The sequence below is a fragment of the Spirosoma spitsbergense DSM 19989 genome, assembly GCF_000374085.1.
In the GTDB taxonomy this organism is placed as follows: domain Bacteria; phylum Bacteroidota; class Bacteroidia; order Cytophagales; family Spirosomataceae; genus Spirosoma; species Spirosoma spitsbergense.
On sequence record NZ_KB893551.1, the window covers coordinates 1 to 21732 of the forward strand.

Genomic DNA, 21732 nt, shown 5'->3' on the forward strand with positions numbered 1-21732 from the left:
ATTTTGGTGGTAGGCGAGGCACTTTTTGAGTTCGTAGCCGTAGCTACGGGCGAAAAAAGTAACGCGGCCTATCGCCAAAAGATGCACTTTCGGGCCAAAGCGATTAATTCAAACAGCTTCTAAACCGACGGAGAAATAATATTTTTCCTGCTGTTCAACCCTTCTGAACAGGGTGTATGCCGCTACTTTTAGTTAATTGACCACCCTTTTTCGGGAATCATCAACTAAAAAGTACCAAAAAGCCGGGTAGTAACGTAGAATGTTATTACCCGGCTTTTTGGTACTTTTTGGGAAGAGATTTTATAACTAATCTTATGGGAATAAAGTCAGAAACAGGTGTAAATCTATTTTTTGACTCACCTTCAAAATTTACAATTATACAAGTTCAATATCCATTTTTCGTAACAAGTCGTCTTGTACAGTGTAAATGTGCTTTACTGTTCCATCGAACATCAGTTTACCTTGCAAGTCCTTTACTATTTGGTGAACCGTCACTTCTAATATTCCGTCCTGTCTTTGGTTAAATCCGGTTGGTTCAACAATGGGATTTATCTCCGTCCATTGTCTTGTCCAATACTTTCGTATTTCATCATGTCCACTTACGTAACCACCCTCAAATGCTTTCGGCCATTGCACATCGGTGTGCATATGTGCTAAGACGGCATCAACATGCCGAGCGTTAAAATCTTGGTAAAGTTGACGAAGGATTGGTTGGTAGTCCATAGATTAACAAAAAGTTTTGATGCTTTAAGGGATGAATCAAAGCTATGCCAGATCTGATGAGGTTGAGCGTCAGTAGCGATTGAGATTTTAACAGATTTACTTGAGAATTCTACAATCAGGCTGTTGTATAAGTGTGCATTATGTAAAGCTACATAGACCTAAACAAAACACAAAGTCGGAAAGTATCTAATCATTATTTCGGGTGATAAGCAAAAAATCTACTTCACCTCCGTCACGTCCAGCACCACGCTTTCCCGGCGCGTACTCACCTGTGGGTTGAAGCCGATGGTCATCAAATAGTTGCCGGAATAGGTGGTCGTGTCGGCGTTGATGGCGGAGCGGGTACCCGGATACACGTTGAGTTCCTGAATTTTATAGCGTTTGGCGGGGTCCAGCCCTTTCAGTTTGATGGGTGCCACGCTACCCGCTTTGTAGCGGTTTTTGACCAGATACGAGAACCAGACCGCTTTATCCTTTGCTTCATTCACGTACGCCAGGGAAGCCACGTCACTCGTATAAGGCGAAGATAGCCGGAACAGGTCACCCTGCCAGATGGTGGTTTTGACGCGGTCGTAGGTTTTCAGGGCTTCCTGACTGAACTGCAATTCGGGTTTGGAGAGTTTGCTAACCACAATATCATATCCGATTTTACCCATCATGGCCACATCCGTCCGGAACTTGATGGATTGCTTCCCCCAGTCCGTTACGTGGTTGCACGTAGCAATGGACGGGAAGAAATACGAGTAATTCCACTGGATAAACACGCGCTCCAGCCCGTCGGTATTGTCGCTGGGCCAGAACTCGGTGAAGTAGCGCAGGGCACCGTAGTCCACGCGGCCACCACCGCCGGAGCACAGCATCATGGGCAGGGTAGGGTATTTGGTCCGCAATCGCTCCAGCACCTTGTATAAGCCCTGCACATAATCGACGTAGAGGTGCGACTGGTCAGCAAGGGTAGCCGAGTAGGCGTTATAAATCACGGCGTTGCAGTCCCATTTAATGTAACTCACCGTCGGACTCTTCGTCATTAGGTCGTCGACTACACCGTACACGAATTCCTGTACTTTGGGGTTCGTTAAGTCAAGGACGAGTTGATTGCGGAAGTAATACTCCTGTCGATTCGGTTGTTTGATAACCCAGTCGGGGTGTTTTTCGTAGAGTTCACTTTTCGGGCTCACCATTTCGGGCTCCAGCCAGATACCAAATTTTACCCCTGCACTTTCGGCATCTTTCACCAGGTAACCCAGCCCGTGGGGTAGTTTCTTCGGGTTCTCCTGCCAGTCGCCCAGGCTGGTGTGGTCGTTGTTGCGCGGGTACTTTTTACCAAACCAGCCATCGTCCAGCAGAAACAGATCGACACCGAGTTTATCCGCATCTTTGAAGAGGGCGGATAGTTTCTCCTCATTGAAATCGAAATACGTGGCTTCCCAGTTGTTCAGCAGCGTCAGGCGATTGCCTTCGCCCTGCGGAATCCGGTATTTACGCGCCCAGCGGTGCAGGCTCCGGCTGGCCCCGCCCTTGCCCTTGTTCGAGTAGGTATAGATGAACGCCGGGGTAGTAAACTCGGTATTGGGAGCCAGTGTATACGCCGACGCGTAGGGGTTGATGCCGGGGATGATGCGCAGGTTATGCAGTGGGTCGACTTCAAAGGCCAGCTGGTAATTCCCCGACCAGGCCAGTGTACCGGCAATCACCTCGCCCTGCTCTTCCTCAGCGGGTTGGTTCAGGGCCACCAGGAAGGAGGGAGGCTGGAACAGATCAGCCCGCGTACCGAGTTTGGAATCCAGCACTTTGATGCCCTCGGTCAGCATCGTTTCGGAGGGGTTCATCTCGCTGGCCCAGTCGCCGTGAAAATGGGTGAGGTAGTAGTTCTGCGCCGGGATGTACAGGTTGGCCGACGCGTATTTCTGCAGGGTAACCGCTTTCTTCTCGGTGTGTCGGATGGTGGACCACTGTTCAATCACATCGTCGTTCTGGTACGCTTTGTAATATAGCGTTACTTCAAACGGGTACTGCGGGTCTTTCAGATAGACTTTGGTCAGGATAGCCCCGTTCGATTCCGGATCGGTCTCATGCCGAACGTACTTTAAATCGAGGGATGCGTTGCCGTCGGCGTGGGTTACCTGAATGGCGGGTTCCAGCAGGTTGCGGCTTCCGGCGGGTGTGTAGACCGAATTGTAAATGCCGGTATAATCTTCGCCCCGCTTGCCATTATTCGGAATTGCTGTGTATTCAGCCGCGCTTTGCAGGCGAGTGCCCAGATGAACAATCGTGGGAATCTGCTCGGTATCGACCCGGATAACCAGCGCCGTCTGGCGGGTTTGAATGACAATGTGGGTATCGCCGGGTGCGGCTGTTATACCTGACGTGAGTAGGAGAAATAGCGAAAAAACAAGGCAAATATGCTTCATGAATCAGGAGAAGAAAGGGGATTTAGATTACAGTACCACCATCGGCGTAAAATAAACTGCCGGTACTGTACGAAGATGCATCGGAGGCCAGGAACAGGGCCAGCGGACTGATTTCGTCGGTGGTGCCCATGCGGGCGATGGGAATGCGTTTGGTGAAATGACTCAGTATTTTCTCATCCTGCCACAGTGCCTGACTGAACTTGGTCTTTATCAGGCCGGGGCAAATGGCGTTTACCCGGATACCGTCGGGCCCCCATTCCTTGGCCAGCACTTTGGTCAGCATATTCAGCGATGCCTTGCTCACGCTGTACATCCCCAGGCCGGGGTCGGGGGTGTGACCGGCAATGCTGCTGATCATGATAATGCTGCCGCCCCCCCGTGCTTTCATGCTGGGGTAGCACAGCTTGCTCAACTCAAAGGGGGCCTTCACATTGGCCTGCATGATCTTGTCGAAAGCCGCCCCGTCGCAGTCGAGGGAAGGGCCGAATACGGGGTTCGAGGCTGCGTTGTTGACCAGAATATCAATGCCGCCGTAGGTCGCGATACTTTTGTCGACCAGTTGCTGGAGTTGCTCCATATCGCCCACGTGGGCGGCAATGCCGGTGGCTTCACCGCCCTGCGCTTTGATGTCGTCTGCCAGCGCATCGCAGGCGTCCTGCTTGCGGCTGCTGACAATGACTTTAGCCCCGAAGCGGGCAAAAACGCGGGCCATATCTTCCCCGATTCCTTTGCTGGCTCCGGTAATGACGGCTACTTTGCCGGTGAGGTCGAACATGGCTTTTTCAGCCGTTGCACTTGCTTGTGTATTCATAAGGGTTAACCGCAAAGGTCACGAAGGTTTCGCAGAGAACGCAAAATAGCCCTCCGCCTACTTGGTATCCTTCGTGGTTTATAAAATTATTTCTCGAAAAAGCAGACCGTACCGCCCACCCAGTCTTTATTCTTATTAAAATCTACCCCAATCATTTCGCCCCGGCTCAGCCGGCCAAGGTTCGTCAGCAGCGTAGGCTTTTCATCGTCTTTTGGCCAGATAAACAGCATCCTGATTTCGCACTTGACCAACCCATCCGGCGACTGGATTACCGGTTCATAGACCACTTTTTTCTGGAGCAGGTAACCATCCCGCTGGTCGGCCGGAATCACGTCGAGGTCGGCGGGCGTAATGTTGAGTTTGACGCCACTACCGGCAAACGAAAACAGCGGTTTCAGGACGTAGTTTTCCAGGTCGGCCGGGTATTCGGGTAAATCAGACAGGTAATAGCTGTCTGGTACGAAAGGACTTTTCAGCAGGGGCAGGGTGTATTTGCTGATGCGGAAAAACCAGTTTGGGTGCCCAACCCACTCCACATCCACATCATCCGTGAGTTGAAAATCGGTTTTCAGGTCGGGGAAGTGCTTCAGGTCGTCGAAGATGAGCCGGTTGTAAATTCGTTTGATGCGGATTTGCCGACCATCTTTTTCGTAGAACAGTGCCCGACCGTCTTTTTTGATTTTGGTGAGGCAAACAGCCGCTACCCCGGTGGCTTTCTCGGTCAGCACAAAGTCGATGCGGGTCTTTTGCTTTTCGGGATAGATTTCCAGCAGAATAACTTCTTCGGGCTGGCATTCTCCCACAATCATCTGCTTCAGCTTGTTCAGGTACTCCAGGTTGTTGGTCGCGTTGAACAAATGGGAGAGACTGTCTGGAATGGGATAAAACGTACGAAAAAGGTTAGCCAGATACGGCTGATAACCAAAAAGCGACGGGAATCCCTGTAATTCAATAAGTTGGGGTTCGAGTTCGCCACTCGACGGATTTTTGCAAACGGCGAAATCGATGGCCAGAAACTGGGTGTGGGCACCGGGTCCGTTGCCACCTTCGTGCGGAACCCGCTGGCTGGCTGGTATTGCCTTTTCAGTCAGGGCTTTGAAATCGTCGCGCGTAATCACGTCGACAATATCATCGCAGGCCTGCAAAATTTTGTCGGTCAGTACTTTAGGGACGAAGACAGGGCTTTCGGCTACGCGAAAGTCGAGCTGACCAGGTAGGTCGGCTTCAATTCTATCCAAAAAAGCCCGGTACAGTTCCGGGCTAAAAATTTCGTTATAACGCTGACGGACAGACTGTATCATAACACTATACGCTTTGTGGTTCTTCGGCAGTAACCGCCATGGCCTGGATGGCATCCCGCAAAAATCCGGGTATAATGACCGACTCGGTCAGGGCAATCTTATCGGGGTCCAGCAGGTAGGCTACCATATCGTCGTACTTTTCCTGACCAAAGTTCAGTACGATATGATTGCGTTTTTCGGCCGTCTGGAAGTAGCGCAGCATCCCTTCATTGTCGGCTTCGGGGTGAAACTGGGTACCAATAATTTCGGGCGAAAAGCGGATGGCCATCACCGCCCGGTCGAGGGGGACGTGTGGGCGGTATTTCTCCAGGCACAAGACCTGGGCTCCCATATTTTCCATTCGCTCACTATTTGGCTCCGTGATCTGGTAATCACGCGAATCGACGGCAAAGAACGGATCGGCCAGCCCCGTGAGCATGTGTTCGGTATCGCCCTCTTCGGTTTTGTGCACCGGAAAGATACCAAAGGAGGTTGATTTGCGCTGACTGAGTAACCCTAACTCGAGGTGCCGGACAACCAACTGGAAGGAGTGGCAGATCAGGAATACAAACTTTTTACGGTCGTTATGCCTGTTCCAGGCAAAAAGCTGGTCAATTAACTTGAAATACGCCGTTTCCCATTCGTCATTTGAGGGCAGGGGACTGCCCGGCCCACCCGATGAAATATAAATGTCGTACGATAGGTCGGGAACATCGTTGCTACCCCGAATGTCGAACACATCGACCGACAGTTCACTGGGTTGCTCTGTCTGTTGATTCTCTCCCTGGGCGTTCCGGATCAGGTGCATAATGCAGCGCATGCTTTCGTTGGCATGCTTGTTATTCATGTCCAGAACGGCAATTTTAACTGAGTTCATAGCGATGAGTTACGGTTGATCTATTGATGAAATTGGTTCCAAAAAGAACGGTCAGATTCCGTAAGAAGTTTCTTTGACAATGTAATCCACAACCTGTTTCAGATCATTCGTTTCCTGAAAAACGGCTAACTGGCGGTCGGCACCGGTACCCATTTCCATAATTTTGAGCAGGTATTCGCACTCCGCGCGACTGCCCAGTTCGTCAACTACATCGTCGATAAAATTGAGTAATTCGTGCAGCAGTTGATGTGTGGGCACTTCTTCCTGCTTGCCGAAGTCGATCAGTTTACCTTCAATGCCGTACCGGGCCGCCCGCCATTTATTTTCGTTGATCAGAATACGGCGGTAGGGACGGAAATTCAGATTCTGCTTGTGCAGTTTGTAAATCTTGACCACTAATGCCTGCATGATGGCCGCTAGACAGATGGTTTCGTCCACGCGCATGGGCACATCACAAATCCGGAACTCGATGGTGTTGAAAAACGGGTGAAGCCGAATGTCCCACCATATTTTTTTGCCATTGTCGATGCAGTTGGTTTTCACCAGCAGGTTGATGTAATCGTCGTATTCAGCCGCCGTAGCAAAAAAATCGGGGATACCCGTCCGCGGAAACTTGTCGAAAACTTTGGATCGGTAAGACTTGAAGCCAGTATTCCGACCCCGCCAGAACGGAGAATTGGTCGAGATGGCGTAGACGTGGGGCAGGAAATACCGCACGGCATTCATAATCTGAACACCCTCGTTGCGGTTCTCGATGCCCACGTGTACGTGCAGTCCGAAAATAAGATTCGACCGGGCCACATCCCGCAGTTCGTCGATGAGTTGGTCGTACCGTTCGTTGGGTGTAATCAACTGGTCCTGCCAGTCGGAGAAGGGGTGCGTACCGGCGGCTGCTACCTTAAGATTTTGATTATCAGCCAGCTCGATAATCATTTTCCGTAAGTACGTCACCTCTTCGCGGGCATCCTGAATGGTATTGCAGATATTGGTGCCAACTTCCACAACGGCCTGGTGCATCTCTGCCTTAACGCGCTCGTGCAACACAATTTGCCCGCCGTCGACAATCTTCGACATGTGTGATCGTAACTCGTAGGTGTCCGGGTCAATGGTTTGAAACTCTTCTTCAATTCCGAGCGTAAATGCTGGCATGGGTGTATACGTTAAAAAGATGCCGGTTTATGTGTATCGGGAAACGATTTTGTAAGATACTGTTTTTTTGAAAACCTGCTGGCGTACCAGTTGTTTTTCCTGCGAATTGACTTTTATTCCAAATGTATCATGAAAACGAAACGTGAAAAAAAACTGATAACAAAATACTGGCTGTTTGGCGGGGGCGGTGCCATGTTGCTCGGTAGTGGTCTGGCTGTATTGTTACACGGGTCCAAACTCCGGGAAACCAACACCGACCCCTGGTTTTGGGTCAGCACGGGTGGCTTTGCCCTCATCATGTCGGGCCTGAGTTTCATTGGCGACGCCAACCGGTTTCGTACCATGGCCGATGTACTGAAAGAGCTGGACCGACGGGAAAAGGCAAAAGACTAATTGGCAGGCACGTCCAGCCTGTTTTTTTTGTTTGTGGATTACCGATAGATTTGATAAATCAACTGACACATGCCATGACGCAGGAACCTAAATACGACCAACCCGCTGAGGGTAGTAATGAGCGTGCTGTTGCCTGGGCGCGGCAGGCGATGGCCAACAAACGTGCCGAACAAAAGCGAATGGCAGAGGAGTATAAAACCAATTATAAGCTACAGGCTGCTCTGGCCAAACTTCGCAGCAAGAATGCAAAAACGGAATGATTCCCCAATACCCTATCCCTTTGTGATTGATGAAGATGACAGCACGACCTTTGCTTTTGAGACTAATCACCAGTTAGTGTACGAAGTTCGGTTTAAACATACCGGCTACATTTTTGTAAGCTACCCGGAACTCGAACTTCACGCCTTTGAATTGATAATCCGATTGGTGTCGAATAGCACAGGGAACAGAACGCCACTTGATACCCAAATCGCAGCTACCATTGCTGGTATCGTCAGGTCATTTTTAGCCCGTACCGAGCGAGTGATTATTTACATCTGCGATTCGTCAGATTTGCGTCAGGTAACACGCGCCCGGAAATTTGATACCTGGTATGAATACTATCGGGGCATTGACTTCATCAAAATCAATCGCAACATCATTGATCCGTCAGGCGAAGTGTATTTGACAGCACTAATCATGCGGCACGATAATCCTCTCAAAGTCAGGATATTTGAGGCTTTCGATCGACTGACGTCCGGTCAGGCTGAAGATAAACCATAATGAATTTTTATGCCCGATCCACCCAAACGCACCATTATCGAAACCGTCAGGGAATACGGGAATCGGCTGTCGCGGTTTATTCGGGGGCGGGTAAAAACGGATGAGGATGCCGAAGATATTTTGCAGGATGTCTGGTATCAGCTCAGTAATGTGGTGGATCTGGAGGGTATCGAGAGTATCAGCGGCTGGCTGTTTCAGGTGGCCCGCAACCGGATAACGGATACGTATCGAAAGAAAAAAGAAGAGTCGTTTACTGACCTGACGCCCGATGATGAGGCCGACGGCTTCAGTATCCGTGACCTGCTGCTGGCCGATGCCGAAACGCCCGACGATCAGTTTTTTAAAGACCTGTTTTGGGAAGAACTGATGCGGGCGCTGGACGAACTGCCCGATAATCAGCGCACGGTGTTTGTGCAGAATGAACTGGAAGAGGTGACGCTACAGGAAATAGCTGACCAGACGGGCGAAAACCTGAAAACCATCATTTCCCGAAAACGCTACGCCGTTCAGCATCTCCGAAAACGACTGAAATCCCTGTATGATGAACTCGATAACCTGTAAGCTCCTAAATCGCCTTTGATATAATGAGAAATCACGCTGGTAAAAAACGCTTTTTCATCCCGGTATTCATACTGCTGGCCCTGTTTGCCGTTACGTTTACCGTGTACTGGCTCTGGAACAACGTTCTGGTGGCGGTGGTGGCGGTAAAACCCGTTACCTACTGGCAGGCTATGGGGCTGCTCATACTGTCCCGCTTGCTGCTGGGTGGTTTCAAAGTCGGTGGTCCGCCCAGTCGCCCGCCCATGGGAGGAAGGGGTGACCACTGGCGCGAAAAATGGCGCAGCATGAGCGACGAAGAACGGGCCGCGATCAAAAATAAGTGGCGACGCTGGGGGAAGGGTACCCCTGAATAACCTGACGAATTACGGCAAATACTATGAAATTAACCTGGACATTCTACCCCCGCGGCCAACCCAGCATCTCGCTGACGGTGGTATACATCCCTAAACTGGACGACGTGCCTGTGCCTGTAGTGGGCTACCTGGACGTAGACACGAACACGGCCTTCGTGAACTGGGCCAATTTTCAGGTTTTCAACTCCACCGATCAGGTTTCGAAAAAAGCACTTTTTGAGTCATTGATAAGAAAGCCAACCGCCGACCGACAAGTGGTGAACCTGCTCATAGACCGAAGTTGACACCCGTTTGGCGGCACCTGCCGTATTTGAAAACGATAAAAAAACGGGCTACTTACCAGCAGCCCGTTTTTGTCATTGTGAACCAGGACGCGTTATTTGGTATCCCAGAATACTTTGGTGGTTAGTTTATCCCCGCCGATGGCCGTTGCGGCCGCGGTGTAATTGGTGATGTTGGCGTTCTGCTCCGAGTTGGGATAGGTGTACCGAACCGGGAAATCGCCCTGCGGTACGGCCGGTACGTTGAACGTCGGGAAGTCGAACCGGCGGTATTCCGTCCAGGCTTCCAGTCCCCGGTTAAACAGGGCCAGGTACTTTTGCCGGGCAATCTTCTGGAGCGGAGTAGCGCCGATGGCCGTAGCAAACGCAACCGTCGGGCCAGCCAGATAGGTAGTAGCGGCTGATGCCGTACCACCCCAGTACAGGACAGAAGCCGTGATGCCGGCATTGTAGAAACTCTCCGCCGTGCCGCCCACGGTATACCCCCGTGCGGCAGCTTCGGCCAGGTAAAACTCCGTCTCCACAAAATCAAGTAGTATCCCCGGTGTTGTTTGGGCAGTCATGTTGGGCCCCGCCTTCGAATACGTAATGAACGCATTACTGCGGCCGTAAACACCGCCCGAGTAAGCCCCCGCGTTGTCTTTGGTGTAATACAGCGGAATACGCGGATCGGATGAGGTTTTCATCATGTCGATCATGGTATTGGAGGCTACATAATCTTCGCGCGAAGACTGAATCAGGTTTACCCAGATAGGGTTTGTGTTCGGCGTGGTCGACAGATAGGTTATCGTGGCGTTGTCCGTGTTGGCCGTGAACACACCCGCTTTTACAGCGGCTTCGGCCATTGTTTTCGACTTGGCCGCATTCACATCGGCCAGAGTCATGGCCATGCGCAGTTTGAGCGTGTTGGCAAACTTAACCCAACTGGCCACGTTGCCTTTATACACCAGGTCGGCGGTGCCGAAGCTGTCCGAACCGGGGGCTAACTGGCTGGTGGCCTTGTCGAGCCGGGCAAACAGATCGTCGTAGATAGCAGCGGCATCGTCGTAGGCGGGTACCAGGTTATCCGGGTTCAGGGCTTCCGATTTCAGGCTGGTACTGATCGCACTCGAATACGGAATATTGCCAAAGGTATTGACCAGAATCGAATAGGTGTACACTTCCATAATCTCGATAATGGCCAGTTTGTTCTGGTCAACGGCCGGATACAGGCTTGGGTTAGCCTTGATAATGGATTTTGCTTCCTTGTAATCGAGCAGCACATCGCGGTAGAGCGAGGTCCAGAAACCGGCACCCACATCCACCAGGTTATAGGCACTGGTGCTGAAGTAGGTGGTTTCGGCAAATTGCTGGGCCATTATTTTGAACGTAAACCCGTATACGATAGCATCCGATAAATTTCGGGTGGCATTACTAAAGAAAGGGGAAGCCGGTACACTACCCGACTGATACGCTTTGGGGTTCGTGTTGATCGACGTTATATCGTCGTTGCAGGACGTAGTCACGGTCAGCAGAACCAGTAGACTAAGAACGGCCGTTAGTATTTTTTTCATAGTAAGCACAGAATTAGAATGTTGCTTTAATATTGAAACCGATGTTACGAACGTTGGGCAGGCTTCCTACCTGCACCCCCTGAATGTTACCCGCGCCGAGGTTGTCTTCGGGGTCGGCGTACGGAATGTTTTTGTGGATGATCCACAGGTTCCGGCCAACCACCGAAAGCGACAGACTCCGCAAAGGGTTCAGTTTAGCCAGCAGGGCCGGTGGCATAGCAACGGTAAAGAGCACTTCGCGCAATTTTAGGTAACTCGCGTCATACACATAGCGGTGCGTTGGTCCAATGGTTTGTGTACCCGCCTGCGGATAATCGAGCATGTTGAGCCGGGTTGTGTTGACCGAACCATCCGGGTTGACGCCGGGCAGCAGGATACCACCGCCATCGGCTACCGGGCTGCGTACCGGCTTGCCCAGTTCATTTAAACCGGCACTTTCTTCGTACAGACCGGTAGCCAGCCCGTAATACTGGTCGATAGACAGGATGTCTCCCCCCTGCTTGGCATCCAGCAGGAAGCTGAACGTCAGGATTTTGTAGCTGAATGAGTTTTGCAGACCACCCGTCCATTTGGGGTTGATGTTGCCAATCTCATTGGTCGTCGTGGTCGTGCGCAGGTAACGGCCCGTAGTGGCGTTAACCGTAGGCTGACCGTTGGTATAGATATAATCCGTTCCGTAGAGCGTACCGTAGCTTTTGCCGAGTGGGGCGTTGGAGGAGCCACTGGCCTGGAAATCGCCATTGGGCAGGGCAAAGTTGGTAACGTTGTCGTACAGTTTCACCACCTTGTTGCGGATGCGGGTCCAGTTCAGGTTGACATCCCACCGGAAGGCACCGATCTTGACGGGGGTACCCGTCAGCGATACTTCCAGCCCTTTGTTTTCCAGAATACCCGCGTTGACGTACTTCGAGTTATAGCCCGTAGCCGTCGATACCGTTACCGGAATGATCTGATCCACCGACTGTGAGTTGAAGTACGTTACGTCCAGGCCTATACGGCCGTCGAGGTACGACGTCTCAACCCCGATCTCGTAACTCTTGGTCCGTTCCGGGCGGAGGTTGTTGTTGTTTTTGGTGCCAGGTACCGAAAACAGCGGAATCGAGCCAAAGGCCGTTGGTTTGTCATACAGGTCGGCCAGGGCGTTGAAAGGCGCATCGGCCCCCACCTCGGCGTAGTTGGCCCGCAGTTTGCCGAAGGTGAAAAACGGGTTATCCTGGATAAATTTGGAAAACACGAAGCTGGTCGAAATCTGGCCGTAGTTGTACGCATTATTGCCTTTAGGCAGGGTAGAGGCCACATCGCGCCGGTACGATCCGTTCAGGAAAATAAAATCCTTATAGCCCACTTCCGCATCGGCAAAATAGCCGTTCACCTGCTTATTCAGGTAGTAGCCCTGCTCGTTGGGTGCTTCGATAGGGTTGACCGAGTTCGACAGTGCGTAGATTTTAGGGACCACCAGACCACCGTTGGTTTGCGCGCTCAGGCCGGTTTGGGAGGTTTTCCGGATGTTGACACCGGCGGCTGCTTTGAAGGAAAGACTGGGGCTGAAATTCTTATTCGCCGTCAGCAAAAAGTCGTAGTTGTATTCTTTGAACGACAAATCACGACGCACGTACCGACCGGCGGGAAATACGATACTACCCACGGCAGTTGGTTCTTCCTGCGCCTGCGTGTACGAATCCAGCGAAATCCGGCCCATGGCATTCAGCCAGTCGGTGATTTTATAATCCAGCTTGGTGTAGCCCAGGTAGCGTAACCGGCTGTCGTTCGGGGCGTTTTCGTAGGCTGCAAAATACGGGTTGTCCCAGTAGATGATACCCGTTTTGTTGGGTAGACCGCTGGCCCAGTTCCAGGTAATGTTCTGGCCGGTCCGCTGGTAAGCTGCTTCCTGCTCTTTAACATCAACGTTCACTTCCCACCACTCCCGGAAACTGGAAATGTTGTTGTTGCCGCCGTAGCCCTGCGCGTAGCGGCCTTTTCCTTTCACGTTGGTCAGGTTGATGGAGGCCGTGGCTGTCAGGCGGGGGGTCACCAGGTACGAACCGCTGAAGTTGAGGAAGTCTTTTTGCAGGTGGCTGTTCGGCTGGATACCCTTGTCTTTATTGAAGGTATAGCCCAGTTTGAAGAATCCTTTGTCATTACCGCCGTCGATGGTAACGCTGTTATTCGTCGTGATACCCTGCTCGAAGAACGAAAACGGATCGTTCTGCGCAGCTACCCAGGGCGTTGCTTTCTTGTAGGTAGGGGATGTCGGATCACCGAAGGCATTCCATTGATACACCAGCAGGCTGGGATCGAACGGTGCACCAACCGAAGCATCTTCGTAAGTGGGTACAATATTGTCGGGCTTACCGTCGCCGTCTACGTCGGCCTGGTCAAAATAACCGTCACCGGTAGGGCCGTAGTATTTGCCGTACCCACCACCATACTGCTTCTGATATTTGGGAAACGTGCTTCTGTCGGCGTTGCTGAAGGTAAGGCCGGTGTTGATCGTTACCCCCAGTCCTTTCTTACGCCCTTTTTTAGTCGTTATATAGACGACACCGTTCGAGGCCCGTGAGCCGTAGAGCGCCGTAGCCGCCGGTCCTTTCAGAATGGTGGTCGACTCAATATCGTCCGGGTTAATATCGGCAGCCGCGTTGCCATAATCATACCCGGCCGTGCCCCGGCTGGTGCGGGAGGCATTGTTGGTCGAGTTGTCGATAGGGACACCATCCACCACAAATAACGCCTGGTTCGATCCGTTCAGTGATTTCCAACCCCGGATAACGATACCCGTCGAACCGCCCAGACCATTGTTTTTCTGAATCTGTACCCCCGCCACTTTACCCGACAAAGCGTTGACGAAATTGGCATCGCGGGTGTTGCTGATGGCATCGCCCGATACCGTTTGAGCCGCGTAGGAAAGCTCATTCCGCGTTTTCAGAATACCCTGTGCTGTAACGACGATTTCGGAGAGCTGTTTGGTATCGCCAGCCAGTGCCACGTCGAGCGTTGTTTTGCCATTGATCGGCTGCTCTAACGTCTTGTGGCCGATGAAGGAAAATACCAGTGAACTACCCGTTGTTGGGACCGAGAGCGAATAAAGGCCGTTGGCATCGGTAACGGTACCTGTTGATGTTCCTTTGATAACCACGTTCACGCCGGGCAGGAAGCTGCCATCATCGGCGGAAGTAACTTTTCCTGAAACCGTTCGGCTTTGCGCCCAGGCCAGGTTGGACAACAGGATAAGTATACTTCCTACGCCAAGTAGTAGTACTTGTTTCATAGAATAGTGTATTTAAGTTAAGATGAAATTTTAACTCCAAATTAACGACAATTGAGTCGGAATATAATACTGTAGTTATGTATTATTTCGGTAGATAATTTTATTAATAGTTGATAGTTTGGAATTAAAAGGGGTTTTATTTGATAAAGTCAATTTTTTATTCGTATAGTTATTTTGGTTGTAGGAGGGCTTGTAAGCGTATAGTCATGGGTAGTAAATGGGCTGAGGGCCTGAAAAAGATGGGAGTTTTTACTGTTTTTTTAATCTTATCATTGCCATAATACTGGATTAATACTGAGGTAATAACCCAGGAATAGCTTTGTGAAAATTTAGCTGACCCCTTATTACTTATGGCTACAAACAAACGTTTACTATCATCTACAGCTCTCCTGACGTTGTTCGCTCTGGCTGGTTGTACCGATCATCGGGCTCCCGATAGCCCGGCTATCGTCATTCAGAATCGTTCCGTTACGCCCGTGCTGGCTAAATTGCTGCCCGGTGCCGCTGGTGGCCGTCTGGCGGCAGGTGGCGTTTCGATGTATTCCCTGCTCAGCAGCGATGACCAGTTGGCGCAATCGCCCAGTTACGTGTTTGGCGGCTCGGCCGATGGAGCGGGTATCTTTCAGAACCCCGATGGTAATTACTCGCTCATCGTGAACAACGAGGATAACTTCGCCGTATCACGCATCACCCTCGACAAAGCCTTCAAGCCCATCAAAGGCGAGTATATTCTGAATTCCGACGGAGGAACCTGGCGGTTATGTTCGGCCACGCTGGCCACGCCTGTTGAGCATGGTTTTGGTCCGGTATTCCTGACCTGCGGTGAAAGCGGTGCCGAGTCGCGGACCCACGCGTTGCGGGTAGATGCGGATCCGCAGCAGGCCGCCATCTCGCGGGAAGTAGCTGGACTGGGCCGGTGGAGTGCCGAAAATGCGGTGCCCCTGCCTAAAACGGCCTATCCCAACAAAACTGTTATCGTCATTGGCGATGATGATTCAGGTACCGATGGTGGTCAGGTGGCCATGTACCTTTCTAATACGGTGGGCGATCTGGATAACGGTTCCCTGTATATGCTGCGCCGGACCGATGGCAACCAACGCGAAATGGACATGAATCCGGGGACGATGTATGACGTGGAATTCGTTAAAATCGACAACCACAAAACCCTCACGGGCGCCCAGATCAACGCTAGGGTAAATACGCTGAAAGGCATAAAGTTTGGTCGGGTAGAGGATGTCGATTACCGGAAAGGGGGTGGTGCCAACGGTCGGGACGTATTTTTTGCCGTGACGGGTCAGGATAATTCGGGCGCGAATGCCGACTATTCCCGTTCTAAATATGGCCGTATCTATAAACTGACGCTGGATGCCAACGATCCAACGAAAGGTAAGCTGGAAGTAATCCTGAACGGCGACGACCGGTCTGGTATCGCCAAAACGTTTCAGGACCCGGATAACGTTTGCGTTACGACCAACTATATCTACATCATGGAAGACCCAAACGGCTACGGCGACGAGAAGCATGATGGCTACGTGTATCAGTATAACCTGAATACGAAGCAGTTGACTCCTATCATTGAACTGTACCACCGCCGGACTGAAGCCGATGCCGCTAAATACAACGTGGGTGGTACATCAGCCCTGGGTGACTGGGAAAGCAGCGGTATGATCGACGTGTCGGATGTAACGGGTCGGCCCAATACGTTTATGCTCGGCATTCAGGCGCACACCTGGCGGGGCGATAAGTACAAGGGCGTCGATGGCGGATCGAAGCGACTCAGCGAAAATCAGGCCAGTCAGCTTATCCTGATTGAAGGACTGCCCCGGTAACTAGTCAAACTAAGCGTGTCATCCAGAAACCGCCCGACCGGATGTTTTCTGGTTGGGTGGTTTTCTTCCCGCTCCAGTCATGAAACGGTACATATCAATGCCTGTCGAACAAACGTCTGTTGGCCGAATGGCTGTTTCCTGTGAATCAAAACCGGCCCGGCCCGGTATCTGGTGGCTGCTGGTGCTGGGAGCCGTTATCCTGTCTTTCGTCTGCGTTTACGGCCTGCTCAATGGCCCAAGACCCAGGCCCGCTCAGTTGGTAAAGCAGGCGTTCATGCAGGACATTAACGGGCTGGACAGTGCCGTGAGTCAGTTGCAGGGGGCTATCCGTACGCGGCAGTCGGCCGGGGCAGTACAGGCGGCTTTTCTGCGGGCGCGGCTGGCCTACAAGCGGGTCGAGTTTATAGCGGCCTATTACAGCCCCGAAACGACCCGCGCCCTCAACGGGCCAAACATTCCCGACGTAGACGATGACCTGCGGGTTAACGCGCCCGAAGGGTTTCAGGTGCTCGAAGAACTGATTTTTCCGGCGCCGGATTCGGCAAACCGGGCCGAAATGGTGCATCAGGTTACCATTCTTCGTTCCAATGTGCATCGGTTGCGCACCATATCTGAAACCAACGAACTGACTGATAGTCACGTGTTCGATGCCATGCGGTTAGAGGTGTTTCGGATTATCTCACTGGGGATAACGGGGTTCGATTCGCCCATCGACTTCTCTTCATTACCCGAATCGGTTGCTGCGCTGGAAAGTATGCAGGAGCAGCTTGGGCATTATCCATTAACAGAAACCGACGCAGCCCTGGCGGAGAAATTGACGAAAGCGTTTGGACAGGCCATCAGCGCACTCCAGTCGGCCCGGAATTTCGATTCGTTCGACCGGCTGACGTTTATCGATCAGCAGGCCAATGTGTTGAGCGGTTTGTTGCTCGATGCCCAAAATGCCTTACAGATTCCGGTTTTTACCGAAAATCGACTCCTGTCGCCCTCCGCCCGAACCCTGACCGATACGGGTATATTCGATGCCCGCTACTTCGTTGATTTTGCCGAACAGCGCAGCACACCCGACCGCGTAGCCCTGGGTAAAAAGCTGTTTTTCAATCCTGTTCTATCGGGCGATGCCAACCGTACCTGTGCGTCCTGTCACCAGCCGGAACGTGCGTTTACGGATGGGGAACCAACAAGTTTAGCCATCGGCACGAATGGGAGCCGGATTGACCGCAATGCGCCAACATTGCTGAACGCGGCCTTTCAGGCGGTTCAGTTTGCCGATTCTCGGGTGGTTTTTCTGGAAGACCAGGCCAGTGATGTGATCCGAAACCGGCAGGAAATGCATGGTTCATTGCCCGATGCCGTAAAGGCGTTGCAACAAAATGCCCAGTACAAGACGTTGTTTGTCCGTTCGTATAAAGAAGGCGTAACGGAACGGACACTCAAGAATGCCATTGCCAGCTACATCCGGTCACTCACCACCCTCGATTCGCGGGTAGACCAGTATTTTCGGGGTCAACTCAGTGCCCTGACGGCTGAAGAAAAGCGGGGGTTCAACCTGTTTATGGGCAAAGGTAAATGCGCCACCTGCCACTTTTTCCCCCTGTTCAACGGGACGGTGCCTCCGGCTTATCAGGAAACGGAGAGCGAAGTGCTGGGCGTTCCGGCCACCGCCGACGGAAAGCAGGTGGACAGTGATGTGGGCAAGTTTGTCCTGACGAAACGGGAACCCCACCGCCACGCCTTCAAAACACCCACGCTGCGGAACGTGGCTAAAACGGCCCCGTACATGCACAACGGGGTGTACAAAACCCTGGAAGAGGTAGTTGATTTTTATAACAAAGGCGGGGGCAATGGGCTGGGCTTTAACCTCCCCAACCAAACCCTGCCCTTCGACAAACTGGACCTGACGCAGCCGGAAAAAAGCGCGCTGGTTGCCTTTATGAAGGCGTTGTGACAGGGACTTAAAAATTGATTCCGGTCATTAAAGTAATCGTTTCGAAACCAACGGATTTATTTGGCTGAGTTTCATAAGCGGCAGGAAACAGGTAGTTACTCAGGTATCGTTCGTACCGAAGTGTAACCGGAATAGTGACTTTTTGAAGGGCTATATCGACGCCTAAACCCGCCAGGCCACTCACCGCCGATCTGGTTAACGGGGCAATTTTCGGACTGTACCACGTTGGACATGGACCTGTGATGCACACAACAAAAAGATTCTCCCTGTATTGGCTGCTCACAATTCTGTTGTAACTAACCCCTGCCTCAACAAAGAGCGATTTGCCGGACGGAAGAACATAATAGCGGTAGGTAACTGGAGTTTTCAAGGCAGCAATGTTAAAAATGGGGCTTTCCCATTGGTTGTCGATTCTGTCATTTGAGACCCGCTCCAACAGCGATTGTCCGTGCAACGTCATCCGGCTGTTGAGCCGATACGCAATGTCTACTCCGGCCTGGTATCCAACGCGGGGTAGGTAATGAGCTGGAAAAGGATTTTTTATTCGTGGAAACGAATAGTTCACACCCCCTGCTACGCCAACATTCCAGCGTTTTTCCTTTGAGGGCGTATCCGTTTGCGCCTGAACACTACCAACGGTCAGGACGATAGCGAATAGGATACCGCAGATTTTTTTCATTGGTATGGTCTGTTTTGTCAAGGACTCCCGACAGGCAGAAACGGTTGGAACGCGCGCCAAAAACTATACGTACTTCACAATGAAGTTTATCAACTTCTTTACTTTATCGGTGTAGGGCGGGTAGATGAATTTCATGGTACCGAAGTCGCGCTGCATCACGCCCCGCTGATTGGAGAACTCCTGGAAACTGAAATACCCGTTCGATTTGCCAATACCGCTGTTGTTGACCCCACCGAATGGCAGCTCGACATTCCCGAACTGTAAGAGCGTATCATTCACGACGGTATCACCCGCCGAGGTACGGTCCAGGATATACTGGGTGGTTTTCTGGTTGCGGCTGTGTATGTACAAGGCCAGCGGTTTCTCGCGCCGGTTAATAATCCGCAGGGCATCGTCGAGGTTGGTATAGGTCAATACCGGTAGTATCGGCCCAAAAATCTCGTCCTGCATCACCTGCATATCGTCGGTTACGCCTTCCAGCACGGTTGGCTCGATGAAGTTCTGGTCGGCATCCGTTTGGCCACCTACCGCAATCGTCGCGCCCTTCGCCAGCGCATCATCGAGCAGGGCGTGGATACGGTCAAAATGGCGGCTGTTCACAATGCGGGCGTAACTGTCCGATGCAGCAACGGGCTGGCCATCGGGGCTATACATGGCGGTCAGCGTTTCGCGGAAGGCCTGCATGAAGGGCGCCTTTACGGATGCGTGAACCAGCAGGTAATCGGGGGCAATGCAGGTCTGGCCGTTATTCAGGCATTTACCCCAGGCCAGTTGCTGCGCGGCCTGTTTGATACCCGCCGACTCATCGACAATAGCGGGGGATTTGCCGCCCAGTTCGAGCGTGACCGACGCCAGGTGTTTGGCCGCAGCGGTCATGACCACGCGCCCCACCGCCGGGCTACCGGTAAAGAAGATATGATTGAACGGTAGTTCCAGCAGTGATTTCGACACATCGGCATCCCCTTCAAAAACGGCCACTTCTTCCGGCGGAAAGAGTTCCGTGATCATCCGGCTAATCAGCCCGGACGTGTGGGGCGTCAGTTCCGATGGTTTCAGGATGGCTACATTGCCAGCCGCAATAGCTGATACCAGCGGACGGATGGCCAGCACGAATGGATAATTCCAGGGCGAAATAATGAGTACGTTACCTTTAGGCTCATGCACCAGATGACTCTTTGTGCCAGTCAGCGCAAGGGGAGTGGGTAAGGACTGGGGCTTCATCCAGCGTTTCAGTTGCCCGACGGTGTACTTGATTTCTGCGTATAGGGCCATCAGTTCGCCCAGCATCACCTCGGCCGATGGCTTCCGGAAATCGTCGAACATCACCCGCTGAATATCGGCTTCGTGGCTACTCACCCAGGTCTGAATGCGCCGGATGCGTTCGATACGCTGGTTGGCGGTAGTAAGTGCCATGTGGGGCGCGTGCCGACGCTGAAGGTCAAACGTGGTTTGGATGTCGGTTTTGGGTTGGATGGCTATCATGGGGTTCCTAGTTGGGGGGAGCAGACACGCAAAACAGTGTAATAAAGTACGTTAAAAGTACAAAAAAGTGCGATATGTGGATTTAAAACGTGAATCCTTTATCTTAGCTAAAACTTTAGCCAACCCGAACTGGATGACGCTCGTTAGTGACAATATCCGCTACCTACGCAAACTGAATGGTTTGACCCAGGAGCAGTTTTCCCGAAAAATCAACATAAAGCGTTCCCTGTTAGGGGCTTATGAAGAGGGGCGTGCCAATCCAAACCAGCAGAATATTCAGGCTATTGCCAAGGCCTTCAACACCACCGTGGAGCTATTGACCCGGCAGGACCTCCGGAAAATCCGCGAAACACCCAGTCTGAGTATCCCACTTGGCCAGAAAGGAGATGATCCCTACGCCGGTCGGAGTACGAATGAGCATGCAGCGGCCATTCGGTCTGACGGGAAACTGACCACCGATGATGACCCGTTTCAACACCCCGACTTTCCCGATATTTTTGCGCAACCCGCAGCCCCCACGCCCGAACCACAGCCTTTGGCTTCGGTGCTGAACAAATACTACAAACCGGCGGAGGCCAATCCAGGCCGGGCCAATCCAGGCGGGGAACCCCGTCGGGAACCCGTTGTGCCCCCCGTTATTACCGCCCCCGTGCGGCCGGGGAGTCAATCCAATCCACCCGGCGACCGCCCGCAACCAGCGGCCTACCAGTCACGCCCGGCCGATTCCAGACCGCCGGAACGAAATGCCGCCCCCCCCGTCGAGCGGTTGTTTTCGTCCCAGCCTGAACCCCGGCCCACTCCGGCCAGCCGCCCGACCGAAACACTGACGTTTAACAACGTATACGAAGGAGCGTCGGCATCGGCGCATCCGGCATCAACCAGTCAGCCGGTAACGCCGAGTTTTCCGGTCGTGATGCAGCGGCAGTTTGCCGAGTATGGTCAGCGGTACCGGCAGACCGATTTCCTGCGTCGGCTACCCGCCATGCACCTGCCCACCCTGCCCGAAGACCATTACCGGGCCTTCGAAGCGGGCGATGATTTCGCGTTTCCGGGGGCTCTGCTCGTGGGTAAATTCGTGCGGAACTGGTTTGATGTTGCCGATGGTAAACTCTACGTGTTGCTCATTCAGCAACAACCCACCGGAGCCGGGATTCGCTGCCGACGGGTATACAATCAGGTAAAGGTGAAAGGGTCACTCCTCCTGACCACTGACCGCGTCGATTTACCCAATCTGGACGTATCCCTGAAAGATGTACTGGAGGTGTGGGAAGTCTGCGCCTTCGTCAGCCAGCAACTCCCCCTATCTCCCCCCAATACCGACCGGCTCCGGCAACTGGTGGACGAACTGAAGTTCGAGGTGGAGCGGATGTAG

At 52.3% G+C, this 21732-nt stretch carries 19 protein-coding genes; 9 read left to right on the forward strand and 10 right to left on the reverse strand.

From position 1 onward, the window contains the following. Window positions 1-375: 375 nt before the first annotated feature. From B157_RS0117605 to B157_RS0117630, 6 genes are all read right to left on the reverse strand, one after another. Window positions 376-723, reverse strand: coding sequence for a nuclear transport factor 2 family protein (locus B157_RS0117605; RefSeq protein ID WP_020604629.1), 348 nt, complete (start codon window positions 721-723; stop codon window positions 376-378). 218 nt (window positions 724-941) lie between these two features. After that, window positions 942-3134 carry an alpha-galactosidase gene (locus B157_RS0117610; protein ID WP_020604630.1) on the reverse strand — a complete coding sequence of 731 codons (2193 nt, stop codon included), beginning with the start codon at window positions 3132-3134 and terminating at the stop codon, window positions 942-944. A 22-nt stretch (window positions 3135-3156) separates the two neighbouring features. Next, the gene (locus B157_RS0117615; protein WP_020604631.1) at window positions 3157-3945 is read right to left on the reverse strand and encodes a glucose 1-dehydrogenase; all 789 of its coding nucleotides are present in this window, start codon (window positions 3943-3945) and stop codon (window positions 3157-3159) included. Window positions 3946-4031: 86 nt separating this feature from the next. Then, window positions 4032-5246, reverse strand: coding sequence for a hypothetical protein (locus tag B157_RS0117620; RefSeq protein ID WP_020604632.1), 1215 nt, complete (start codon window positions 5244-5246; stop codon window positions 4032-4034). A 4-nt stretch (window positions 5247-5250) separates the two neighbouring features. Continuing rightward, on the reverse strand, window positions 5251-6102 hold the full coding sequence (locus tag B157_RS0117625) for a type 1 glutamine amidotransferase (protein WP_020604633.1): 852 nt from the start codon (window positions 6100-6102) through the stop codon (window positions 5251-5253). A 51-nt stretch (window positions 6103-6153) separates the two neighbouring features. Next, entirely contained in the window at window positions 6154-7251 is a 1098-nt protein-coding gene (locus tag B157_RS0117630) for a carboxylate-amine ligase (protein WP_020604634.1), read from the reverse strand. A 129-nt stretch (window positions 7252-7380) separates the two neighbouring features. Here B157_RS0117630 and B157_RS0117635 point away from each other — a divergent pair, with 129 nt between their 5' ends. From B157_RS0117635 to B157_RS0117660, 6 genes are all read left to right on the forward strand, one after another. After that, a complete protein-coding gene (locus B157_RS0117635) occupies window positions 7381-7644 on the forward strand; it encodes a hypothetical protein (RefSeq protein ID WP_020604635.1) in 264 nt (87 codons plus the stop codon). A 74-nt stretch (window positions 7645-7718) separates the two neighbouring features. Further along, window positions 7719-7904: a hypothetical protein gene (locus tag B157_RS0117640; protein WP_020604636.1), complete on the forward strand. Its 186-nt coding sequence runs from the start codon at window positions 7719-7721 to the stop codon at window positions 7902-7904. Next, the gene (locus tag B157_RS35590; protein ID WP_020604637.1) at window positions 7888-8406 is read left to right on the forward strand and encodes a DUF6169 family protein; all 519 of its coding nucleotides are present in this window, start codon (window positions 7888-7890) and stop codon (window positions 8404-8406) included. Before B157_RS0117640 ends, B157_RS35590 begins: the two co-directional genes overlap by 17 nt. A gap of 9 nt (window positions 8407-8415) precedes the next feature. Next, window positions 8416-8967: an RNA polymerase sigma factor gene (locus tag B157_RS0117650; RefSeq protein ID WP_020604638.1), complete on the forward strand. Its 552-nt coding sequence runs from the start codon at window positions 8416-8418 to the stop codon at window positions 8965-8967. Window positions 8968-8990: 23 nt separating this feature from the next. Further along, window positions 8991-9320, forward strand: a complete 330-nt coding sequence (locus tag B157_RS0117655) for a hypothetical protein (RefSeq protein ID WP_020604639.1) — start codon at window positions 8991-8993, stop codon at window positions 9318-9320. A gap of 23 nt (window positions 9321-9343) precedes the next feature. After that, window positions 9344-9604, forward strand: coding sequence for a hypothetical protein (locus B157_RS0117660; RefSeq protein WP_020604640.1), 261 nt, complete (start codon window positions 9344-9346; stop codon window positions 9602-9604). A gap of 92 nt (window positions 9605-9696) precedes the next feature. Here the strand turns inward: B157_RS0117660 and B157_RS0117665 are convergent, their stop codons facing one another. Beyond that, window positions 9697-11154 (reverse strand): SusD/RagB family nutrient-binding outer membrane lipoprotein, encoded by a 1458-nt coding sequence (locus tag B157_RS0117665; RefSeq protein WP_020604641.1) that lies wholly within the window; start codon window positions 11152-11154, stop codon window positions 9697-9699. Window positions 11155-11167: 13 nt separating this feature from the next. Further along, the gene (locus B157_RS0117670) at window positions 11168-14422 is read right to left on the reverse strand and encodes a SusC/RagA family TonB-linked outer membrane protein (RefSeq protein ID WP_020604642.1); all 3255 of its coding nucleotides are present in this window, start codon (window positions 14420-14422) and stop codon (window positions 11168-11170) included. A gap of 350 nt (window positions 14423-14772) precedes the next feature. On the opposite strand from B157_RS0117670, the gene B157_RS0117675 reads away from it, so the two are divergent. Then, on the forward strand, window positions 14773-16251 hold the full coding sequence (locus tag B157_RS0117675) for a PhoX family protein (protein ID WP_041952171.1): 1479 nt from the start codon (window positions 14773-14775) through the stop codon (window positions 16249-16251). Between the two features lie 127 nt (window positions 16252-16378). Next, window positions 16379-18199, forward strand: a complete 1821-nt coding sequence (locus B157_RS0117680; RefSeq protein ID WP_020604644.1) for a cytochrome c peroxidase — start codon at window positions 16379-16381, stop codon at window positions 18197-18199. Between the two features lie 7 nt (window positions 18200-18206). Here the strand turns inward: B157_RS0117680 and B157_RS0117685 are convergent, their stop codons facing one another. Both B157_RS0117685 and B157_RS0117690 read right to left on the reverse strand, forming a co-directional pair. After that, a complete protein-coding gene (locus B157_RS0117685) occupies window positions 18207-18878 on the reverse strand; it encodes an outer membrane beta-barrel protein (protein WP_020604645.1) in 672 nt (223 codons plus the stop codon). Window positions 18879-18941: 63 nt separating this feature from the next. Then, window positions 18942-20360, reverse strand: a complete 1419-nt coding sequence (locus B157_RS0117690; RefSeq protein ID WP_020604646.1) for an aldehyde dehydrogenase family protein — start codon at window positions 20358-20360, stop codon at window positions 18942-18944. 133 nt (window positions 20361-20493) lie between these two features. Between B157_RS0117690 and B157_RS0117695 the strand changes: the two genes are divergently transcribed. Then, window positions 20494-21732 (forward strand): helix-turn-helix domain-containing protein, encoded by a 1239-nt coding sequence (locus B157_RS0117695; RefSeq protein WP_026308776.1) that lies wholly within the window; start codon window positions 20494-20496, stop codon window positions 21730-21732.